The 21,732-nt window shown below is 37.6% G+C and carries 20 protein-coding genes and 1 pseudogene; 10 read left to right on the top strand and 11 right to left on the bottom strand.

What is annotated here, in order from left to right; all coding sequences use genetic code 11:
• Positions 1 to 732: 732 nt before the first annotated feature.
• The 11 genes and pseudogenes from ACIFUW_RS13245 to fss3 all read right to left on the bottom strand — a co-directional run bounded on the left by ACIFUW_RS13245 (position 733) and on the right by fss3 (position 10,526).
• Positions 733 to 870, bottom strand: coding sequence for a DUF3789 domain-containing protein (locus ACIFUW_RS13245; protein ID WP_002317225.1), 138 nt, complete (start codon positions 868 to 870; stop codon positions 733 to 735).
• The gene (mobT, locus tag ACIFUW_RS13240) at positions 867 to 2,051 is read right to left on the bottom strand and encodes a MobT family relaxase (protein ID WP_002297353.1); all 1,185 of its coding nucleotides are present in this window, start codon (positions 2,049 to 2,051) and stop codon (positions 867 to 869) included. The genes ACIFUW_RS13245 and mobT overlap by 4 nt, the downstream gene beginning before the upstream one ends.
• Positions 2,052 to 2,309: 258 nt before the next feature.
• On the bottom strand, positions 2,310 to 2,600 hold the full coding sequence (locus tag ACIFUW_RS13235; RefSeq protein WP_002297354.1) for a hypothetical protein: 291 nt from the start codon (positions 2,598 to 2,600) through the stop codon (positions 2,310 to 2,312).
• A pseudogene (gene dcm, locus ACIFUW_RS13230) lies at positions 2,590 to 3,732 on the bottom strand (DNA (cytosine-5-)-methyltransferase). Before dcm ends, ACIFUW_RS13235 begins: the two are co-directional and overlap by 11 nt.
• A gap of 75 nt (positions 3,733 to 3,807) precedes the next feature.
• Positions 3,808 to 3,972, bottom strand: coding sequence for a hypothetical protein (locus ACIFUW_RS13225; RefSeq protein WP_002297357.1), 165 nt, complete (start codon positions 3,970 to 3,972; stop codon positions 3,808 to 3,810).
• Positions 3,965 to 4,639 carry a zeta toxin family protein gene (locus tag ACIFUW_RS13220; RefSeq protein WP_002297358.1) on the bottom strand — a complete coding sequence of 225 codons (675 nt, stop codon included), beginning with the start codon at positions 4,637 to 4,639 and terminating at the stop codon, positions 3,965 to 3,967. The genes ACIFUW_RS13225 and ACIFUW_RS13220 overlap by 8 nt, the downstream gene beginning before the upstream one ends.
• Before the next feature lie 77 nt (positions 4,640 to 4,716).
• Positions 4,717 to 6,057: an FtsK/SpoIIIE domain-containing protein gene (locus tag ACIFUW_RS13215; protein WP_010729284.1), complete on the bottom strand. Its 1,341-nt coding sequence runs from the start codon at positions 6,055 to 6,057 to the stop codon at positions 4,717 to 4,719.
• A gap of 82 nt (positions 6,058 to 6,139) precedes the next feature.
• The gene (locus ACIFUW_RS13210) at positions 6,140 to 6,475 is read right to left on the bottom strand and encodes a hypothetical protein (protein WP_002297364.1); all 336 of its coding nucleotides are present in this window, start codon (positions 6,473 to 6,475) and stop codon (positions 6,140 to 6,142) included.
• A 9-nt stretch (positions 6,476 to 6,484) separates the two neighbouring features.
• Positions 6,485 to 6,859, bottom strand: coding sequence for a YdcP family protein (locus tag ACIFUW_RS13205; RefSeq protein ID WP_002297365.1), 375 nt, complete (start codon positions 6,857 to 6,859; stop codon positions 6,485 to 6,487).
• Between the two features lie 12 nt (positions 6,860 to 6,871).
• Positions 6,872 to 7,186 carry a YdcP family protein gene (locus ACIFUW_RS13200; protein WP_002297366.1) on the bottom strand — a complete coding sequence of 105 codons (315 nt, stop codon included), beginning with the start codon at positions 7,184 to 7,186 and terminating at the stop codon, positions 6,872 to 6,874.
• A 112-nt stretch (positions 7,187 to 7,298) separates the two neighbouring features.
• On the bottom strand, positions 7,299 to 10,526 hold the full coding sequence (gene fss3, locus ACIFUW_RS13195) for a fibrinogen-binding MSCRAMM adhesin Fss3 (RefSeq protein ID WP_010729821.1): 3,228 nt from the start codon (positions 10,524 to 10,526) through the stop codon (positions 7,299 to 7,301).
• Between the two features lie 856 nt (positions 10,527 to 11,382).
• Here fss3 and ACIFUW_RS13190 point away from each other — a divergent pair.
• The 10 genes from ACIFUW_RS13190 to ACIFUW_RS13145 all read left to right on the top strand — a co-directional run bounded on the left by ACIFUW_RS13190 (position 11,383) and on the right by ACIFUW_RS13145 (position 21,664).
• Positions 11,383 to 11,637, top strand: a complete 255-nt coding sequence (locus ACIFUW_RS13190) for a hypothetical protein (RefSeq protein WP_002303696.1) — start codon at positions 11,383 to 11,385, stop codon at positions 11,635 to 11,637.
• A 163-nt stretch (positions 11,638 to 11,800) separates the two neighbouring features.
• On the top strand, positions 11,801 to 12,718 hold the full coding sequence (locus ACIFUW_RS13185; protein ID WP_002287502.1) for an ATP-binding cassette domain-containing protein: 918 nt from the start codon (positions 11,801 to 11,803) through the stop codon (positions 12,716 to 12,718).
• Complete coding sequence (locus tag ACIFUW_RS13180; protein ID WP_002303697.1) at positions 12,711 to 13,493, top strand: ABC transporter permease subunit; 783 nt, start codon at positions 12,711 to 12,713, stop codon at positions 13,491 to 13,493. The genes ACIFUW_RS13185 and ACIFUW_RS13180 overlap by 8 nt, the downstream gene beginning before the upstream one ends.
• Positions 13,494 to 14,174 (top strand): response regulator transcription factor, encoded by a 681-nt coding sequence (locus tag ACIFUW_RS13175; protein ID WP_002303698.1) that lies wholly within the window; start codon positions 13,494 to 13,496, stop codon positions 14,172 to 14,174.
• Positions 14,167 to 15,063 (top strand): sensor histidine kinase, encoded by an 897-nt coding sequence (locus tag ACIFUW_RS13170; RefSeq protein WP_002303699.1) that lies wholly within the window; start codon positions 14,167 to 14,169, stop codon positions 15,061 to 15,063. The genes ACIFUW_RS13175 and ACIFUW_RS13170 overlap by 8 nt, the downstream gene beginning before the upstream one ends.
• 211 nt (positions 15,064 to 15,274) lie before the next feature.
• Positions 15,275 to 17,197, top strand: a complete 1,923-nt coding sequence (locus tag ACIFUW_RS13165) for a BglG family transcription antiterminator (protein ID WP_002303700.1) — start codon at positions 15,275 to 15,277, stop codon at positions 17,195 to 17,197.
• Positions 17,198 to 17,644, top strand: coding sequence for a PTS sugar transporter subunit IIA (locus ACIFUW_RS13160; protein ID WP_002302514.1), 447 nt, complete (start codon positions 17,198 to 17,200; stop codon positions 17,642 to 17,644).
• Between the two features lie 15 nt (positions 17,645 to 17,659).
• Positions 17,660 to 17,974: a PTS fructose transporter subunit IIB gene (locus ACIFUW_RS13155; protein WP_002302516.1), complete on the top strand. Its 315-nt coding sequence runs from the start codon at positions 17,660 to 17,662 to the stop codon at positions 17,972 to 17,974.
• A 25-nt stretch (positions 17,975 to 17,999) separates the two neighbouring features.
• On the top strand, positions 18,000 to 19,049 hold the full coding sequence (locus ACIFUW_RS13150; protein ID WP_002305530.1) for a PTS fructose transporter subunit IIC: 1,050 nt from the start codon (positions 18,000 to 18,002) through the stop codon (positions 19,047 to 19,049).
• A gap of 11 nt (positions 19,050 to 19,060) precedes the next feature.
• Positions 19,061 to 21,664 (top strand): glycoside hydrolase family 38 N-terminal domain-containing protein, encoded by a 2,604-nt coding sequence (locus ACIFUW_RS13145; protein WP_002302520.1) that lies wholly within the window; start codon positions 19,061 to 19,063, stop codon positions 21,662 to 21,664.
• Positions 21,665 to 21,732 lie beyond the last annotated feature (68 nt).

Raw genomic sequence — 21,732 nt, 5'->3', positions numbered from 1 at the left:
TTTACTTGAAATTGAGTGAGCTTTTTTATCTTACTCGTAATCCTTATTGAAACAACATAATACTTTTCTAATATATACACGACTTGAGGGCATTCCTCCATTCTCATTACAAGAATTTCTTAGGTTCGCCCTCTGCTTTTCAGCATTAGTTCAACTGCTTATTGTTCTTCGTCAGTTTATTCTCTTGATGAGAACCCAATACCTTTCCTCGTTCCGATAATCTTATCTATACATATATATCCTTAGGTCACTAGCTATAAGCCTGCTGGCTTGATACCGCCTGTAACGTTATATGGCATTTCATAACCTATATTCTTACTTTGCCACACCAGCTACGATTTCTCGTACCTTTGCATTTCTACAAAGTTCAAATTTAGACCCGTACATTCGCTGTTTCGTCAGTTCCTTATAGAACATTCTAACCATAGATATTTTATAGACCCCCGACCTGTTGGATACGCTACCCACCTCTGGATAGTTTTCGATAGAAGATATATGTTCATCAACTATTACGGTATCTTTCAGCCGTCTTTACCGAGCTTCAAACATTCTGAGTTTCCTCATACAATGCTTGTCGGAGGCTCAGGGCAGGCGTTTCAGAGCGTTACTTCATCATTCCACCTGTCAGATTATCAGTTCTCCTAATAACCAAACTTTTTCGTTCTTTTATTAGTGCCTTAGCTTTTCACTAAGGAACGAGTCGCACATAAATTTTGTCCGAAATTCATCTTGTCACTTTCCTTTCTTTTCCATTGCTCGATCCGCTGCTGCACTTGCATTCATCAAGCACATCACAGTAACACCAAGCATACTGCCACCAAATACCAAAAAAATATCTTTTACAATTCCCATGACGATTCCTCTTTTCATATAATCAAATTTTCAATTGCCATACTTTGTTGCTCCAAAATCTTTTTATGTCGGTCTGATAAGCGTGCATTCTGTACCATATCCTGGATATAGGTTGTCCGATTCAATCGATCCAACTCCTTAGCCATTTTCCACGTAGGGGCGACTTGTCGGCCTAGCCAATTCAAGGTTCGTTCAATGGTATACGGTTTTGGCTCGGAAGTTAATTGAATCTCTTTCCGATTCCGTCCAATAAAACGCCCCCATTGTTCATTCAAGGGCCAGTTGGTTCGCCTTTTACCTTCTACTTTATCCGCAAATCGCAAGTAACGATTGATAATGGAAAACGTGGTGCTCTCAATGCTACGACCTTTTAACAAATCTTGAATCGCATGAAAAGCACGGTCATTTTTCAGTCGAATCTCAAAACGATTTTTCGTCTCAGTTTGGTCTAATGGAATCCCTAACTTGATATATTGTTCATAGTCTTTTTCATACAAACAGAAATAAACCTCACTCTTGAGACTGCCGATATATAAGGTATTGCCCATGCCGTCCTTTTCATCAGCCTTTAAAAGTTCCCCGGAACGATAACTTTTAAAGGTACGAAACAAGGAGATACATTCTTCCTTCTGACATTTTTTCGTTAGCTCAGGTATATCCAATAGCCCCACTCGATCATTGATTGCCAAGTCCAAGCGTTTCATCACGCCACCGGCCTTTAGACAATCCTCGAAAAAGTCGTACCAGCTACGCTTTTGAGCGAGTAAAAAAGTTTCAAATTGTCGGCAACCTCGCCCCTTTAATTCTAAAAGCACACCTTTATCTTCTTCATGAGACAACATCACCACAATATCACCCATGACATACTGTTCTTGATAGGAGTAAAAGGCATAATCTTCATGGAGCATATACTCAAATTTCAAATGGAGAATTTCTTGAATAATTTTTCGTGCATCCGTTGTGGGAAAGCGAATCCTTACATAGTCAAACAGTAACGTCAAAGGCAAATCGGGATTAAAGCTTTCCAGTTGGTCAAAAATTTTCCTCATGGTTTTTATAGATGCGGTTACGCCACCATTTTCTATCTGATTTAAGTACGGCCGACTAAGTCCACAAGCCGTAGCCAATTTATTTTGTGAAACGCCGTATTCGTTGCGTCGGTCTTTTAATAGCCGATAATCTAAATTCCGTTGTGCCAAGTTCTCACCTCCAAATTCAAGGTGTTAACTTTTTCAAATGAGTTAACACCTATACAAATTACTTACTATCTTTGATACAACAAGCATTCTTAATGGTTGCTTACTTATTTTTTGTGTTTTTGTACCCCCCTGTTAGATACGGGGGTGAGACATCATGGTCGGCTAACGCCGTCCATGAACAGGCACAGCACCACGGAGGATTTCTGCTTCGCGAATCCTCCGCGGTCAGCGCCTAACAGTCAGTTGTGTTGGTTTAGGTTACTCATCTGTAATACCATTTACTTCCAACTCTGCTTTCATTTCTAACAAGTATTGACGAATATCTGGTTCTTTTGCTTGGTCCGCAATCCGCTCAAATTCTGCAATTACTTGATTTATTTCAATTCGAGCATCCGTCTCCTCATTCATTAAATATGGATCGCCAGCGACTTTGACACCATTCTTGCGAATATCAAATTTTAACCGTCGCAATTGTTCTTCTAATTCTGGGTCTGACTGAATCTTTCCAATCACCCAATAAATTTCTCCAATCAACTCATCATAAACCATGTACATCCAACTCTTTTAATCTTCTGGCAATATCAAAAATGACCGGAACTGTTACAGAGTTTCCGGCTTGCTTATACAACTGACTATCTGAATTGACTTGAGAATCTCGATCAAAAGCCCAATCGGGAAAGCCCTGAAGTCGCCAACACTCTCTAGGTGTTAGCTTCCGAATTTGATACTGATCCGTGACGATCGCTTGTTGGTCTCCTGTTAGTAAGGTATGAACACTCTGTTTTCCCAGACGACCTCGGCGACTTGTGGAATTAGGAAAAGCCAGATTCACACTGTCTTCTGGCTTCACCTCTTGATATTCTGTTTCATTTTTTCGAATCATGATTTTTGTACCACCTTGTTTCGTTGACAAGGTGGGGGCGGTTCCAGTAACTTCATAAACTCGATTACCTTGTTCAAACTTTCCCGGTAATAGTCCTGCTACAGAGATTCCATCCCTTGCTGGCAGTGCGATTTTGATTCCTTCATCACCTGTTAAGGTTGGCGCTACGCCATCTGAACCATAGACTTGTCCACCCATTCCTCGATTGGAAGGATTGATATTTACCAAATTTCTGATGTTTTGATCAGATGTTGAAGACGGTCCAATGATAGGAAATACTTGTTCGGTACATGCGTCTCGAGAATGTCCGATAAGGAATATCCGCTCCCGGCTTTGGGGAATGTAGGCCTTTGAGTTAAGCACCTACCACTCCACGTCATACCCCAATCCATCCAGCGTTCGGAGGATCGTCTCGAACGTAGCCCCTCCTTCGTGATTGAGCAATCCTCGGACGTTCTCAAGGAATAAAAGCTTAGGTCGGAGAAGAGTGGTGAACCGAGCGATTTCAAAGAATAAAGTACCTCGAGTATCGGAAAATCTTTGCCGCTTTCCCGCAATTGAAAAAGCTTGGCACGGAAATCCGCCGCAAAGGATGTCCACTGGTCCGAGGGATTGAATAAACTCATCTGATACACTTGTGATGTCATGCATTTCCACCTCCTTACTTGTATCATGAATTGCTTTATAACTACGTCTAGCAAATTTATCAATTTCACAAAAACCGATACAATGATGGCTCGCCTGTTCCATACCTAAACGAAAGCCACCAATACCGGCGAATAAATCTAAAAATCTCATACATTACCTCATTCATTGCAAAGAAAAAAGCCAAGAACATTTTGCTCTTGGCTCATACATTATTAATTTGTCCTACTATTTTTTATTTAATCCAACTAATTTCCGTTGTTTTTCATTGGCCTGATCGGCTACATATTTAATCACCGTTTTGAACTCTTTTGCAGTAGCATTTTCCGATAAATCCGCAATGCTCTTATTGTATTTCTTTACAATTTTCGTTACTTGTTCTTTCTCAGTCATGTAATTGAACCTCCAAATCTTTCCTACTATACCCTAGTGGTAAAAATAATTCTAGATTATCCGTAGCATAATGAACTTCGGAAATATTATTCGTATAATCTTTTATTATGATATGAAGCAATACATCTGGATGTTTACTCTTTACTTTTGCAATGTTCTCTCTTGATTTGAAAAAAGCGTTAATAAATGCCTTTTTCGGCACATGACGTCCCTCTGCAATTTCACGTTCTTGTGTAAATTTCCAAGCGATTTTAGGGTCTTGATAAACATAGAAAATCGTCACTCGAAAATGTTTTTTCAACGCCCGCGAGATATTTTTTTCAGCACTTAATATTGCAAAAGTTGCATCCAGAATAAAAGAATAGCCATGATCTAAGACATATCTAAATGCCTGCTCTACCAACCAAGAAGATGCTTTTTGAAAGAGACTAGAGTTTTTTCCATTATAATCAGGAAACTGGGTGCGAAAGTAATCCGCATCAATAATCACATGGTTATCATAATTCTCAGCTAATCCAATGGCAACCTCTGATTTTCCAGCCCCAGGACTCCCTGCCATAAAAACTGCGTCTCGTCCAACTTCGGGGGATTTCCCTTTGATAATATAAGAAATAAACTTATCCTTATTTGCTTTTGCATACTCTAAATAAGAATCATTACTTTCCATATTAATTATCCCCTTTCTTCCTACTATATAAAAGTATTATACGTTACTTGAAGTATAAAGTCAGTATTGAAGATCACTCAATCATTCATCTTTTCTAATTTACTAATTGAATCTAAGAAATCATACCCTTTTGGTACAAGTGGCGTATAAAACTCACTAATCACACTGCCACCTGTATCCACATAACCTCGACCTTTGATGTGCTTCATAAAGAAGTTTTTTTCGACCTCCCCAAACATCATGGAATATCCGAGTTCACTCATACGACCCAAAGCCACGCGAAAGTTGAATTGATCGCGGATTCCGTCTCCTAAATATTTCGCATCCGGCCTTTGGCAAGCCAAAATCAGAAAGAAACCAGATTGACGACCCAACATCACGATTTGTTTGAGCTTATTCAAAATCACCGCACTTTCTTTCGTCGTTAACATCTCCATATAAGCCACGTATTCATCAAAGATTAAAAAGTTGGGTGGAAGTCCAAGATAGGCATAATTCTCTCCTGTTTTGTAGTTAGACATTTCTTTCATTGCCTTGCTACGAGCCATCATACGTTCATAGAAATCTTCCACACAAGCAGAAATTTCTTCCTTTTGTGAATAAACATGAGGCATCACCGTACCTAAATCAGCTAAATCTGCATTTTTGGGATCGAGGATAAACAATTCTGCATCTGACTTCAATAGTGCTTCGATAATGGTGAGGAGGAAATAGGTCTTCCCTCCACCCGTGCCACCAGCGATTAACATATGGGGTAAAGAATCATAAGCCCATACTTGATTTTTCATCAATCGCAGAGTCCCATTTTCTGCCACTACTTCGTCTATCCCAATTCGATTGGCGATCATATCATACAGTAAAGTATACTCCACATAGGAGTCTTTGAGTTCCTTTTCTACTAACTCACAATACAGTCCGCTTTCTAACTTCTTTTCCAATTTTAAAAGCTGATCTTGGTATTTCCCAAGTGAAATTTGAACGCGAATAGACAGTAATCCATCTTTCATTCGATAACAGATTTTGGGGAAGTAACTGATAGTCTCTCTGGTTCGGCTACTATTCAAATCTTTGAAAAAGCCTTCACTTTGAGTTTGTTTCACTTCATACCAATGGTTCTCTAGAATCATCCGAGCTAGCTTTTGTCGATGCCACAAGCTTCGCCAATGATCAAGAAAAAAGTGAATATAAAGCAATATCATAGCTCCTGAAAAAGCGAGACTTCCAAGCAGACATACTAAATCTTTTATAGACCAAACGATTTCAATAGTAGAAAGTGATAGCTTAGAAATATCAAATTGTCTAAACTCTTGAAAATAAAAGACGCTCATCCAACCGATGAACAGAGCGAGTAGCCAGCCAAGAACAAAGTGATAAACCAAGTGCTGATCTCCTGCGCGTATGCGATGTCCTTTGTACATTTTGATGGTTTCCACCTCCAATCGAAAAAGCCCAATAGGATTTCATTAGGCAATTTCAAAAAGTTATGCTAGTCATTTACTGCTACGAGGAGGGGAGTTGTTTCGTTTCAACCAATTGATTTAAAAAGCCTTCAATAGCATCCGGCATCTCCACACCAATTTCTTCCAAAATGGATTCTGCCTGCCGACATAAGTTTTCATTTACTTCGACAACTATAAAGAAAGACTCTTCTTCTCCTAACCAGTCTAGTACATCAGAGTCTTCTTCACTGTCGCTATTTTCTCCAAGTAAACCTTGATGTATAATCAGAAACATTTTTTCATCAGAGGTTAATGCTTTAACGAGTTGTTCCTCAGTCAGCTCGCCTTTTCCATATTGATCGAGACAATCTAAAATATGTTCAACATTAATTTCCATAATCTTCACCTATTTCTTTCTTTCATTTTGGTTCGTAGGATTTCCTTGATTCGGCTGCCGCTTCAAGACTAAATCATCCGCCTTAATGAACCAATTAACGGTAGTTCCTTCTCGAAAAACATAATTGGCAACGGTATCCACGATTGGATTGACCAACTCTACCTCTGCATCATAAGCAAACTCGCGTAAGGGTACATTAGCTGGGATACTAACTTGAATCATTCGCCCTTGTGCAGAGGATTTTAAATTATAGGTTCGTTCTTTTACCTCATTACCAATTGTTCCATCCTCATTTTGCTTCCGTACTTCTCGGCGTAATGCGGAAAAACGCAACTTCCCAAATGTTAAACCTGAATCTACGACAATACCTTCTGTTAATCTCATCTTCTTTTCCTCCTATGCTTTCACTAAATCATCAACATACAACACGTAATCAGTAAACCCACGATTCTCAATCTCATAGCCTTTGGCAACCAAATGGGGATTCACGGCTTTTAGCGGTTGGTCTTGATCAAAATCCTTTTCACCGGCTTCCGCAGCTACTACCACCTCAATATCATCGGCCCGTTGCTTACTGGAATACAAATGATAACTGCGACCAATCACCGTAGTATTCCGTCCATATCCTTCTGTTATAATTTCTCCTTCACCGGCATAACTTAACTTTCCAAAGGTTTCAGCCATATCTGGCACGACAAATTTCAATTCCATCTTCTTTTCCTCTTTTCATTGTTAGTTTTGGATACAAAAATAGCGCGACTACTTTTTTAGGAGGCGGTCGCGCACGTTGGTTCTTAGGATTTACTTGTATCATCTCATCACCTTAGTTCCGGCGATTCCAGAAATAATAGCCCGCCGTCGCAAAAATCAAAGTAAAACCAATGAACAGTAAAACATTGGAATTTTTCTCCCCGGTTTGAGGGAAGGTCTTCACTGTGGGACTAGATTCTTGAGAGCCACTTGGAACAGTTGGTGTTTCCGGTTGTTTCGGCGTACTTAGTATGGTTGGAACTTCTTTTGGTGTTAAGGTTTGAGATTTTTCTTTCAAATCTTCATTGTGTTTTCCATTGATATTCCCATCTTTATCGTAATTGATTTCCGCAAAAGTAAACTTGGTTCCTTCTGGATATTTTCCGGTATCTACTTTTTTCGCAAGCACAGTTTTGGTGAATTCTTTATCATTTACTTCATAATCAATCTTGCCAGATTTCCAAATTTCTTTGTTTGTACCATCCGGTAATAAAGCATACAGAATTGTTTCGAAAGCTTCTTTTGAGCCATCCAGTACATCATGAGTAATCGACACATCATCAAACATATCCACCACATCACCATGAGTAAAGGTCTGAGAACCGTTTTCTAGGTGGGCCTTTGTTTGGATAGAAACATGGTGTTCCACTGTACAACTGACAGTTTGGGCTTGGTTATTCAAGCTAACATCCTTCGCTACTGGCTTATCGCCTGCTTCAAAAGCTTCCTTATTTTCATACACATAGTTGAATAAGACAATAGTTTTATTTAAAACTTGTTCGGCGGTTAATTTATGCTGAATTTTCCAAGTTCCTGTTTTCTCTTTGTTCGCCAACGTTGCGCTTGTTTCTGCAATCACCACTGGTTTGGCTTTTTCATCTTTTTCTTGGGCAGCTTTTGTCGCATCCACATCAATGGCTTGCGCTACCACATACCAGTCTTCTTTGATTTCATGTAGATTGTAACTCAATTTATCAACTAGCTCGGTAGAATCCAGAGAAGTTAATTCTTTGTTTCCGTCTTTCCAAGTCGCAAGAGAAGTTAAACTATCTTCTTCCTCAGGCAAATCATAGAGCATTAAACGGTTCAAACTAACAGAAAATGCTTTGTTCGTCAGCTTCTCGTAAGGAACGGTCACCGTTTTAATTGGTTGTTTTTGGTCTTGTTCGGTAATGGTAAAGACATACTCACTCTTCACAAAGTCTTCTTTGTTTTCCTTAAAAGTAGAACGGATTTCTAATGGCGTAATCTTTTGAAAACCTTCTGGGGCTTCTACTTCTTCAAGTAAATAATCCCCATAAGGAAGATTTTCAAACTTGCCATAACCATCAAACCCTAATTGCTCGTTATAAGCTGTGGTCGCTTCATCTTCGGCACCTGTGATTTCATTGGTCCCTTCCAATGGCGACACTTTAAAGGTCAGATCATTGAAGCCAGTTTCGGTAGTGCCCGCAGCTGATCCAGCAAATTTAAAGAAATCAAAGCCAAAGCGAATCACTTGTTCTTTTGCCGTAACATTTCGGGTAATCACGGCATTTTTTTCGCTATCATCCACCTTTTTGATGGATACAGGATACTTTGTTTCATCAAGGCTATATCCTTCGGGCGCTTTTGTTTCTTGGCAATAATACTCGTTGATAGCTAAATGTTTAACGGCAACTTGGTTCTTTTCGTCTAAAGTCAAAGTGACCGTTTCATCAGAACCTTTCGTTCCCTTCGCTAACTCTGGTTTAAAAGCCTCACTCCATTTAACAGCTTTTCCATCCTTAGCAGTAAACAAGGTGTATTCAGCACCCTCAAAGACTGCCTTACCTTGTGCTTTATCCCCAGTATCTTTGTCTTCTTTCGTCAAAGTGGTTTCGCCAGTGACTTCTTGATTTTGCCCTTTTACGTTACTGGTAACAGGGGCTACGGTTTGATTGGCATACTTCAATTCGACTTTTACAGGTTTGAACGTATTCACGAACCCATGACTAGCTTTAGTTTCGGTCACATAATAGGTTCCCAATTCCAACGCATTAGCAATCTCTTTTGGTGTTTCCGCATGACCGTTTTCATCCGTGGTCATTTCTTGAACGATTTCACCGGTTGGACTGTCTTTGCGAATGGCAAACGTATTACCAGCTAAGGAATAATTGTCATTCCAAAGATCACTCCCTGTTTCAACTCCGCTTTTATCCAGAATGATTTGCCCTTTTTCCCGTGCGTTTTTTGAAGTCACGTAAATGGTTTCGCCTGCTTTAATGGTGGTAGTCATGGGGGTGGTATCAATCGTATAAGGCGCCGGTACTGATTTTTCGGTAATGGTTACTTTTGTACCATGAGGAATCTCATCCAATGTAGCAATGCCTTCTTTGTCAGTAGTCACGTCTTTTGCAGGTAAAGTTTTTCCAAAGTCTAAATGGAAAACCGTTCCTGGTACAACATCACCCGATTCTTTATCGACTTTTTTGATCTTTAAAGAACCCTCCGTTTCCACATCAATTTTGATTGTGTAGGTATTAGGTTTATCAATCGCCCCGGCCATTAAAGTCTGTTGGCCAGCCTTTTTATAGGCGACAGGTGTTCCGGTACCAGCAGATTTCTTAAGCGTCAGCACACCACTTTCTTTTGAATTGGCATTTGGGGTGATTATCAACTGATTACCATTCACACGATAATCAATGTTTGCGGCATTTTCCACAACCTCATCGAACTCTGACAAATTCAGATTATTCGTATCCGTCACAGTAGTCGATTGCCCTAATACTGTTTTAGCCGTACTATTATGGAAGGTTGGTTTCTTCTGATAATCGTCAATGGCTTGATTTATTTTTGCCTCAATGGCTGCGATATTTACGGCACTACCATCTGATCGTTTTATTGAGTGAAGGGTATACCCATTAACTTCTTGCCAGATCATCTTCTGTGCCACAATATGAGTATCTGCATCTGTACCTACTTTTTTCCATAAAACGGAAACTAATTTGGCTTTATCGGACATATCTGGTAACGGGTTTTTCTCATAGCCAGGAGTGAACTCATTGTAAATCGGGACTCCTGGTTCAATACAGAAAATATCTTGTTTAAAGCCGTTGTACACTGCATAATGCGGAACAGTGACTTCTGACATTGGACGACCATCACTAAAAGTTCCTTCAACAGCATATTGATGTGCTAAATCTAGTTCTACGGTTACCGTTTGTGGATGGGTAATTTCATCAGCAAAAGTAATCGTAGGAGCAATTGCTCCAACAATTGCTTGAACAGCCAAACTCAAAATAGTTAATACACATAATTTCTTTTTTTGTTTTTTATACATGAAATGTTCTCCTTTCAAATTAAGCACAAAAAAATAAGATGCTCGCTTGAACATCTTTGTTTATAAAGTCTTTTTAAAATTTTTATTGACTGAATAGAATGGATTTGAGAATGAATGAGCCTAAAAATTTAATCTAAAATACGAAATATACTGCCTTTAAATTAGAACACATTTTAGAACACAAACATTTCAAATTTAATCAAATATAATAAAATATATTTACGGGAAAACCTTTATAAATCAAGGTTTTTCAAACTTATTCAATGATACGAAGAAAAAACCAGGTCTTAAGAAAGCCCGTAAAGCTTCACAGTTCTCAAAACGTTAATTGCGATTATCGTTCGAGTTCACGAGTTACGAGAATCGTACTGGGCGAAGCAATGCTGAGCGCAGTTACCTTAATCCTAACTTTTCTGGCACTTTCCACAATTTGGAAAGTGCCTTTTTTGTGTTTTTAGCTATGTTAATAGGTAGGATTCTTGGTCTATAATATCATTCGATCTATAAACAAACGGGAAAAAGATAAAGTATCATCAAACAATATTATTTATCCGCTTCTGAGGTTGTGACAGAAGTGGTCAGCTTCAAGAAATAAGAAGGAATTTACAAAAATTGCTTCTCATGTTTGATAAATATTGTGACTTGTGACCGAGGAGTTGGCAGGAGAACACCGTTTATTCGGAAGAAGGGATTGTGAAAAGTCTTTTGTCATAACCTCTTATTTGGTAGCTAATTGTAAATCCCAAACGGCATGTATTATTTTTCATAAGTCCGTTTTTAAGGATTAATGTTTTCTTTTGCTTTTTATATGGTCTGGCTTCAGCGAGAAGTTCCAACGCATATACAAGGACGACTTATGTCAACGATAACAACGATTACCATGGTGGCCAGTCCACTTGGATTAGCACTGTTTGGTGCGCTCTTTGATTGGAAGACAACGCAACCACGTCTGCGAGACAGTCTAATTTTTCTGGGAGGGAGTCTTGCTATAGTTATCCTTATAACCGGTCTGGTAAAATTACTCAAGCTTGATCTGAAAGAAGCAAAAATTTTCAGTGAAGAGGAATACAGAGAAACGACTTTGGTCGAAAAGAAAGAATCAGGAAACTGATACAAGCGTATAACAAACTGCCTGATAATAGGAAAGACACGTATTGTCCGATTGTTTTTTTTGACATTCAATTGGAAAATTTACACTTTCTTTATACATTTCTGGCTGCTTTCTTTATACCCGTCAACTATACTTCACTCATCAATAAGAAAGAAGGATAAGTATGGATTTTGGAAATGAAACGGTCTTGAAAGCAACTGGTATAACCAAAAAATACGGTGCTGCCAAAGCATTAGATAAAGTATCAATCGAAATCAAACGTGGAATGATCTATGGATTGATTGGGGAAAATGGAGCGGGTAAGTCTACCTTTATGAGAACTATTATGGGTTTGATCTCGATTGATGAAGGTTCGATCGAATTATTTGGAACGACGGATTTGCAGGCAGCAAGACGACGTATGGGTCAATCGATTGAAACCCCTGCTCTTTATCCAGAATTAACTGCAAGAGATAACCTACGTATCCAAGCAGCGAACGGCGGTGTGTCGGATAGAGAAATCGAAGACCTGCTGAAAATGATGCGATTGGAAAATACAGGGAAAAAGAAAGCAAAGAATTTCTCTTTAGGTATGCGCCAGCGTTTAGCTATTGCAAATGCACTGATCACGAATCCAGAATTTTTGATTTTGGATGAACCGACGAATGGGATGGATCCAGCAGGGATGGCAGAAATGCGAGAAATCATCCAACGTTTGGTAAAAGAACGGGGCATCACCGTCTTGCTTTCTAGCCACTTGCTAGATGAATTGTCACAGATCGCCACTCACTATGGTATTTTGCATGAAGGACACTTGATCAAAGAATTATCGAAAGAAGAATTGGCACAAGAATCTCGTCAATTTATAAAAATTGACACTTCGGCGACGGAACAAGCAGTAACGGTTCTCGACTCTCTTGGTTATAGGGATTATTTTGTACAATCTAGCCGTGTTATCCAGCTTTTTGAAGGAATTGACCAAGTAGCAGCCATCAATCAAGCATTGGTAGAAGCAAAAGTTCCTGTGGATGGTATTCACCTAGTTGGGCAAAAACTGGAAGATTATTTCTTACAATTAACTGGAGGCAATCCACATGTTTAATCTATTAACTGCTGAAAAAATAAAAGTATGGAAGAGCCGTAAAATGTGGGTCTCACTAGGACTGATGGTCGTACTTCCGCTTTTTTATTCTTGGAACGAATGGTATATGCATACAAAATACGGCAATGAATTAAACCAAGCAACGGATACAGTCATCAACGGTGCAACAGGGATTTTAATGGTAGAAAAAATGGCTGCATGGATTCTTCTGGCTTTCGCAGCATTTGCGTGCTTTTATATTGGGGAAGAATTTCAAAACGGTACGATTCGCAATACGTTATCTTTAGGACGGAATCGAATGACTTATTATGTGTCGAAACTTCTCGTTACGCTTTTGATCACAACACTTGGCGTGGTTTTGATCACGGGACTAGCCATGCTTGCTTACACACTTGCTTTCGGATTTGGTGAAGTTGAGGGAATCAAAAACTATGGAAATTATGTTCTAAAAGTATTTCCTGTATTGCTTCTGCTGACATTAGGGACATTATCTGTTCCAGTGGCTTTGACATTCATCACTAGAAGTACCAGTGTCAGTTTGCTTCTTTCTTTTCTTTATATCATGGGAACGGCCTTCATTCCCGGTGTTTTCGCAAAAATCAAAGGCTTGGAATTTCTAACGGAGTGGTTTACGGAAACGTGGCTCATGTATACGGACTTTGCGCAACAAGCAACTTATTCGCAAGCACCGAAAATGATTCTGGTCAGTCTAGTAACAATCGTGGTATCATCAGCTCTAGGAATGTTTATTTTCCAAAAATCTGACATTAAGTAGGTGGTCCTGCTGGAAACTATTTTGATTATCGAAGACGATGAAGCTGTTCATTCCTTACTGGAGGAGGTTCTTGAACAGAGATACAAACTTCTTGATGCTTATTCAGGTACGGAAGGAAAATTATTGTTAAGCACATATCCTGTCGATTTGATCCTTCTAGATCTCATGCTTCCAGGGCTTTCAGGTGAAGCATTGTTAGCAGAAATCCGACAGACATCGAATGTTCCGATCATCGTTCTTTCAGCAAAAAGCGATCAAAGAGATAAAGTTTCCTTGTTGGCAGCAGGAGCGGATGACTATGTGACGAAACCATTTGATATCGAAGAACTTTTGTTACGAATCGGCATCCAACTTCGTCATCAGACTTCTGTCCAAGTAAAAGATCTGTCGCAACGCATCTATTACAAGGAAATCTTACTGGACAAAGAGTCGAGGGATGTAAATGTGAATGGTGTGGCTGTCCATTTGACAGGAAGAGAATTCGATCTGCTGAAGCTTTTTTTAGAACATCCGAAAAAAGTATTTTCGCGAGCAAATCTTTATGAAACAGTTTGGCAAGAACCATATTTTGATAGTGAGAAAACAGTGAATATGCATATTTCCAATCTTCGAGGGAAGCTAGCAAAGGCACATGCTGTGTATATTCATACGGTGTGGGGAGTGGGGTTTAGATTTGATTAAATGGCTGTTGCTTCTCGTTGTTATCTTTATGGGAAGTTTTATTTTCTTCCTGCAAAGGGAAATCAAGAGATTAACTAAGAAAATCGCCACTCTTTCTGAACGACAAGAATATGGTGGTCGTCTTTCAGTCGAATTTCGAGAAAAGAATCTAATGGACCTAGTAGATGCACTGAATACATGGTTGGATGAAAATGAACAAAAAGGACAAGCATTTCAAGAAATGGAAGAAAACATCAGACTATCGATCGTCGGCCTTTCTCATGATCTCAGAACTCCTTTGACTGCTATTAACGGTTATGTACAATTACTGGAACAGGTAGAGGATACGGAGAAACGGGAGAAGTATTTAACGATCATCAAACAATCTGTTGCAAGATTACTCAGTATGACGGATCAGTTTTATGATCTTGCTCGAATAGAGACGAAGCAAAAAGAAATGGATCTCCATACGCTTTCTTTTTCTAAAGAGGTGGAAGAAGTATTTTTCTCTTTTTATGAACAATTTTCTGAGAAAAATATCGAGGTAGCGTTCGCTGAACACTCGATAAATACAACTGTATTAGCAGATCCGCTCATGTTGCTGCGAGTGCTGCAAAATATCATACAGAATTTATTGCGTTATGCAGATGGACAAGCAAAGGTGACATTTTCAAAAGAGGATCCATTCATTCGATTAACAGTGGCCAATCCTATCAAACCAGGAACGCAAACCTCTGTTGAAAAAGTCTTCCAGCGTTTTTATACCGAAAATACCAGCCGCACAAATACGGAATCTAGCGGAATCGGGCTTTACCTGTCAAAAAAATTGGTGGAAGGAATGGGAGGAGAGATGACCGCTAGATTAGACGGGGGCATCTTCTCCATCTCCGTCAAGTTGCGGAGGGTTTAATTATACAAGATTAGTGAGAACTAGTAGAAAAATGTATTATCTTATATATATTTAATAGAGAAAAAAGCCTGTGATATAAATATTGCAGGCTTTTTTATTGATTTGAAATAATCAAGAATATTAGAAACTTCTACATTAATCAAGAACTTTCTTCTGTATGAAAATAGAGATAATAATTGTACACTTAAGCTGTATTCAGGAGGTGAAGATAATGGGCATCGAATTTAGCGAACGGCAAATGAAAATACTATACTTTTTGATTGAAAATGAGCACACAACTTACAAAGAATTATCAGAACAATTATATGTATCTACGAAAACAATTAGCAAAGATATTTTAATTTTGAAAGAAATAATCCAAAAAATGCCAGATGTACAAATGTTGGTTCAACCTAAAAAAGGCGTTTCGCTTATTGGAAAAAAAGAAACACTTCGAAATTTATTATCCAGTCATAAAATCAATATCGCAGACTCTCCGGAGGACCGTCTAACTTATGTGTTTGCTAAATTATTGAATACTAATGATTCTCTAAAGATTCAAAATCTTGCTGACGAATTATACGTGAGCAGGTCGACGGTAGAAAGCACAATGAAAGATGTTAGAAAAAGACTAAACAAGCATGGGATGTCCTTAGTTTCAGATCGAAATGGCGTGCGCATCAAAGCTGATGAAAAAAGTAAAAGAAGGTTGATGTCAGAAGTTGTGAACTATTATTGGGGTGGCTTTACAGCATCTAACAGTAAAACAGATCTCTTAGACTTGAATATCAATTTCATTGGTGAAGCGAATAATTTCTTAAATAAGGACATATTGAAAAAAGTAGCCGAATTGCTTAATCGATACATGAATAAGACACAATTGAAATTTACAGATTATGAATTTCAAACTTTAGCTATCCACCTTGCTATTGCGATAGAAAGGATTGAAACAAGCAATTTCTTATCACGTAGTAATAATTCTGAAGAAGAAATCTCAAAGAATACACTTATTTTAATCAAAATGATTGAAAAAGCATTTTCAATTATTGTGCCAATAGATGAACAAGCTTATGTTGACATTCACATTACTTCGATTGAAAAAAATGCTATGAATCACGACTTAGATCAAACGAAGCTTTCCTATTTAGATATGGGTGTTGAGCTACAAGAGTTAGTAAGAATTAAATTAAATGAATTTTATCCTGATGAAGAATTGATCAATAATCTAGTATTACATCTCAATGCAGCAGTTAAAAGACTCAAATTGGGAGTAAATATCTATAACCCTTATACGGACAAAATCAAATATTCTTTTAAAAGGTCATTTATGATAAGTGTAGATTTATTAGAGGAAATCGAAGAGAGATTCTGTATACATTTTAATGAAGATGAAATCGCTTACGTAACACTCCATATTCAATCACTTTTGGATCGTTACAAACCTGACAAAACGAAAGTGATATTAGTTTGTAGTAGCGGATATGGAACATCAAAATTATTAGAGCAAAGAATAAATAACGGTTTTGCAGATATGGTTGAGATAGAAGATGTACTAAGCATCAATGAACTACAAGATAGAAAAGTCACTGATGAACTTGTTATAAGCACGATTCCGATTGAAAATACAAATTTTCCTGTTATTGTTGTTAGTCCTTTGATGTTAGGGGCAGATGTCAGAAAAGTAAAACAGTATCTACAGTTAAATGAACAAACAGAAGATGCTTTTCTAAATTTATTAGATAAACGATTTTGCTTTTTTACCCACCAAATAAAGGATAATCAAGTGAACGTTTTAAATATAATTACCAAAAAATTGGTAAAAGAAAATTACGCGAAAGAAGGGATACTAGAGGGAGCAATCAAAAGAGAAAAACTATCTTCAACAGCGATGAATGATTTTGCTATGCCGCATATCGAAGTAGATTTTATAAAAAAGCCAGTAATCTGTGTCTACGTTAATCCAGAAGGAATTGATTGGGATGGGACACTTGTTCATTCTGTTTTCTTTTTTGCACTTAATGAAAAAGTAAAACCTGAATTGAATAAAATTTATGAAACATTCAATGAAATCGCTTCGAATCATGAGTTATTAGCAAATTTAAAAACGAGTTCGTCGTTTGAAAAATTAGTTTATATATTGAAAGAAGGCTTATAAATGATCAGTGAAAAAATCAATATAAATAATATAGTGATAGATTTAAATGCATCTGATAAAAAAAGTGTAGTCGAAAAATTATCGAAATTGTTAGAGACTAATGGGTTTGTGTCTGACCACAAACAATTTCAAAAAGACGTATTTGACAGAGAAAACCATATGACCACAGGAATTGGGAAAAATATCGCCATTCCTCATGGCAAAAGCCTAGCAGTAATTGAATCAACAGTGGCTGTAGCCAAGTTAAAGCGGTCTGTTGAATGGGGCGCATTAGATGATCAACCAGTTGATCTCGTCTTTTTGTTAGCAATAAAAGACACTGATAAAGGTACTAATCATTTACGTATTTTAGCAGAATTATCTGGAAGATTGATGGATGACGAGTTTGTTAAAAGAATAAAAGATTCGAGAAATAAAAAAGAATTGGTAAAAGCTCTATCATTTTAAAAGGAGGAATTTCATATGACAAAAATAGTAGCAGTAACAGCATGTATCGCAGGGATTGCCCATACTTATATGGCAAAAGCTAATTTAGAAAAGTTTGCGAAGAAGAAAGGGTTAGATATTAAAGTAGAAACACAGGGGGCTATGGGGATAGAAAACAAACTTTCAATTTCGGATGTTTCCGAGGCAGATGTTGTCATATTTGCAGTAGATACAAATGTTTCAGAACGAGGTCGCTTTGACGGTAAACCGATTTTAACAGTAGGGACCTCAGAGGTAGTAAAAGATGGTGAAGAGACGATTGATGAAGCAATTGCATTAATTAACAAATAAAAAATATATCGTGGGGGAGTTACTAATGGAATTCAAGAAACAAGGAAGAGAAATTCTAAATCATTTCCAAAGTGGGGTTTCCTATATGATCCCGCTTGTCGTAGCAGCAGGGTTACTAACTTCTATTGCAGTCATTTTTGGTGGCACAGGTGTTTGGGACCAGACGGATACATTCTGGGGAGTCCTGCGAATGATTGGTCAGACGGGATTACAGTTTATCGTACCGATGATTTCAGCCTATATCGCATATTCAATTGCTGACCGTCCCGGTCTAGCACCAGCTTTTATCACTGGGATGATGTGTCAAAATCTTGGTATGGGATTTATTGGAGGAATGGTTGCTGGATTAGCTTGTGGCTATTTAGCTAATGCATTGAAAAAAGTAAAAGTACCGATGCAAGTTATTAGTCTAAAATCAATTATGCTGATTCCTTTTGTTACTACATTAGTTGTTGGAATCATATTATGGTATGTACTAGCTACGCCTATTCAAGCAATGACAACAGGACTGACTAATTGGCTAGAAGGCATGTCAGGAGCAAATGCTGCTTTGATGTCGGCTATTTTAGGAGGAATGATGGCGTTTGATATGGGAGGACCTATCAATAAAATCGCATATGCTTTTGGGGTTGCTTCTTTTTCAAGCGGAAGCTTTGGACCTAGTACAGCCATGTTATTAGGAATTGCTATTCCGCCATTTGGAATGTTTTTAGCAACAATTTTAAACAAAAAACTTTATGATGAATCGGAACGAGATAATGCAAAGACAGCTATGATTATGGGCCTTGTGGGGATTACTGAAGGGACGATCCCGTTTGCCGTGAAAGATCCTTTACGAGTAATACCAAGCATCGTGGTGGGCACTGCAGTAGCATGTGGTCTAAATGGATTTTTTGGTGTTACTCAAGAAACAATGCTTTCAACCTTTATGGCAATTCCTTTTGTTACGAATATACCTTTATATTTAGTATCAATTGTTATTGGGGGAGTGGTTACAGCGTTAATGGTCAATGCACTAAAATCCATCAAGTATAAAAAAGAACAACAAGTAAATTCAGTAGAAGAAGGAAAGTAGGAGAATCTGATATGGTAAATGCACATATAATTCAACACACGCACTGGGACAGAGAATGGTATTTTACAAATGAAGATGCCATCGTATTGTCTGATCAGGTCTTTACTGAAGTTCTAGATGAATTGGAAAGGAACCCTAAAGTAAACTTTTGTTTAGATGGACAAACTTCAATCGTCGATGAGTATTTGGAGATCAATCCGCAAAAGCTTAAGGTTATCCAACGACTGATGAAAACAGGACAACTATTCGTGGGACCGTGGTATGCACAAACAGATGCCTTATTAGTGGATGCTGAATCAATTTTAAGAAACTTAATGATTGGAATCAGTGATACGATCCTTAAATATGGAGATCCAATGATGGTAGGGTATTTGCCTGACACGTTTGGGTTCAATGCGAATTTGCCTACACTTTTGCATCAAGTAGAAATCGATAATTTCATGTGTTGGCGAGGATTAAACTTTGAAACGATGGTTCCATCTCCTTATTTTATCTGGAAAGGATTGGGAGATAAATTTGTTTATGCCATGAATTTTCCATTTGGTTATATGACTGGAATGATGACCTTAGACGCAATTAAAGATATTCCTGAATTTGCAAAAGAAAAGTTGGATGAAGCAGTTGAAATGCTTCATATGCAAGGAAAAAACAAAGATATTTTAGTACCTTCGGGTGTAGATCAAAAGTCAATGATTTTAAATTTTGATCAAGTCGTAGAGAAGTTGAATAAATACAGTAAATTCCACAATATTATTTCAGATTATCCTTCTTATGTAGAAGTTATCAGAAACAAAAAAGAATTACCTGAATATAAAGGTGAACTTCGTCAGCCGGTTTACTCTCGTGTTCATCGTTCTATTGGCTCAGTAAGAACAAAAATGAAAATAGAAAATTTTAAATTGGAACAAAAAATTCTAAAACGAGTTGAGCCGCTCATGCTGATTGCAGAAAGAAATGGTATCCATATCAGTAAAGGCCTACTTCGTCGGTTATGGAAAAAGATTTTGCAAAACCAGGCTCATGATAGTATTGGTGGCTGTGTTTCAGATAATGTTGCGGAAGATATTTTCCATCGAATCAAAGAAGCTAATGAGATAGCTGACGGAATCGAAAACCTTATTGTAAAACGGATGGCTGATGCATTAAAGCTAAAATCGAATGAAGTCCTTGTTTTCAACACAACGACTGAGAATTATAGTGGATCGAAAATCGTGCATGTAGTAGCTGATTCAAAGAAAATACACTTCAAAGGTAGTCCCTATAATATCATTGAAAAAGAAGTTTATTTTCCAGAACGGAAAAATGCTTATCGGATGATTGCTACAGGTTTCGAATATTTTGATGAACCAGCTTATTATGAACTTGACATAAAAATAAATGTAAATGTGCCAGCACTAGGATACACTGTTGTTGAATTTGAGAAAAATAATGAAAAATTAGAAACAGCAATCGAGATAGACAAAACTGAGATAAGTAACAATAAATATAAACTTTCTTTTAAAGATGGGCAATTGAATTTGATAGTTGGAGATAGACAATATCTTGATTTCGTTCATTTGATCGATTCAGCAAATGATGGCGATACGTATGATTATTCACCATTAGAAGGAGATACAGAACTATCTCTAAAATTAGAAACAGCTAAAGTATATAAAGATTCTTTACAAGAAACATTAGTTGTTTACGGAAAAGCTCAACTTCCTAAAGATTTAAAAGATCGTTTATCTGAAAAACCCGAAATGGAAGAAATATCTTATGAAATATCGTTCAGTCTGGGAGAAAGTCAAATCGTTGAAGGCACACTCAAAATTCATAATACTGTTTACTCGCATCGTATGCGCTTAGCAATTAATGTTTTAGATAAATCTGAAAAATCAATTGCACAAATTCAAAACGGATTTATTGAAAATACCCCTGATGTCATTCCTCCGAATTGGTCAGAAACTATGGTAGAGAAACCTGTTAATTTAGAAATATTCGATAAGAGTGTCTCTGTGGCAGAAAATGATCATTATTTTACGTTTTATGCAGATGGTTTAAAAGAGTATGAACGTATAGAAAATCAATTAATCATAACCTTATTTTCAACAACAGGGGAACTTGGAAAACCTAATCTTGCTTGGCGACCTGGGCGAGCTTCAGGAGATACGACAAATGAAGGGCATGTCATGATGGAAACACCGCTAGCTCAAGAGATAGGTGAGTATAAAGTCACTTTTGGATTTAATGTAGAAGAAGGAAGATTTAATGAGTTCAAAGTGGCAAAACAGGCAGAAAAACGGTTAGAACAATCTATTTCTTATCAAAAGCAGAAACTGAATGTATTTATTCACAGGTTAGATAACAAGATTTGGCCATTACAAAATGAACTTGATGTTCCTCGTAAATTTTCATTGATTGAATTACCTGAAGACTTAATTGTATCATCGATTTATCCTTCTTATTTTCATGAACAAGGATTTGTTCTTCGCTTAGCTAATCCAACAGAACAAGAAAAAATAGTACCTGAGGCTATCCTTTCCCTTGGGACAGTTGTCAATGCACTGGAGAATAAACAAGAATTAACAACAATTCCTCCCTATGATTATTTGTCAATTTTGATAAATGAGAGATAAATATGTAATATACAAGAAAAAAACACCTTTTATTTTGAAAGGTGTTTTTTTACCCTCTTTTCAAATAG

Source organism: Enterococcus sp. PLH-Efm8, from assembly GCF_053011625.1.
This window is presented reverse-complemented; position numbering and strand designations above follow the sequence as displayed.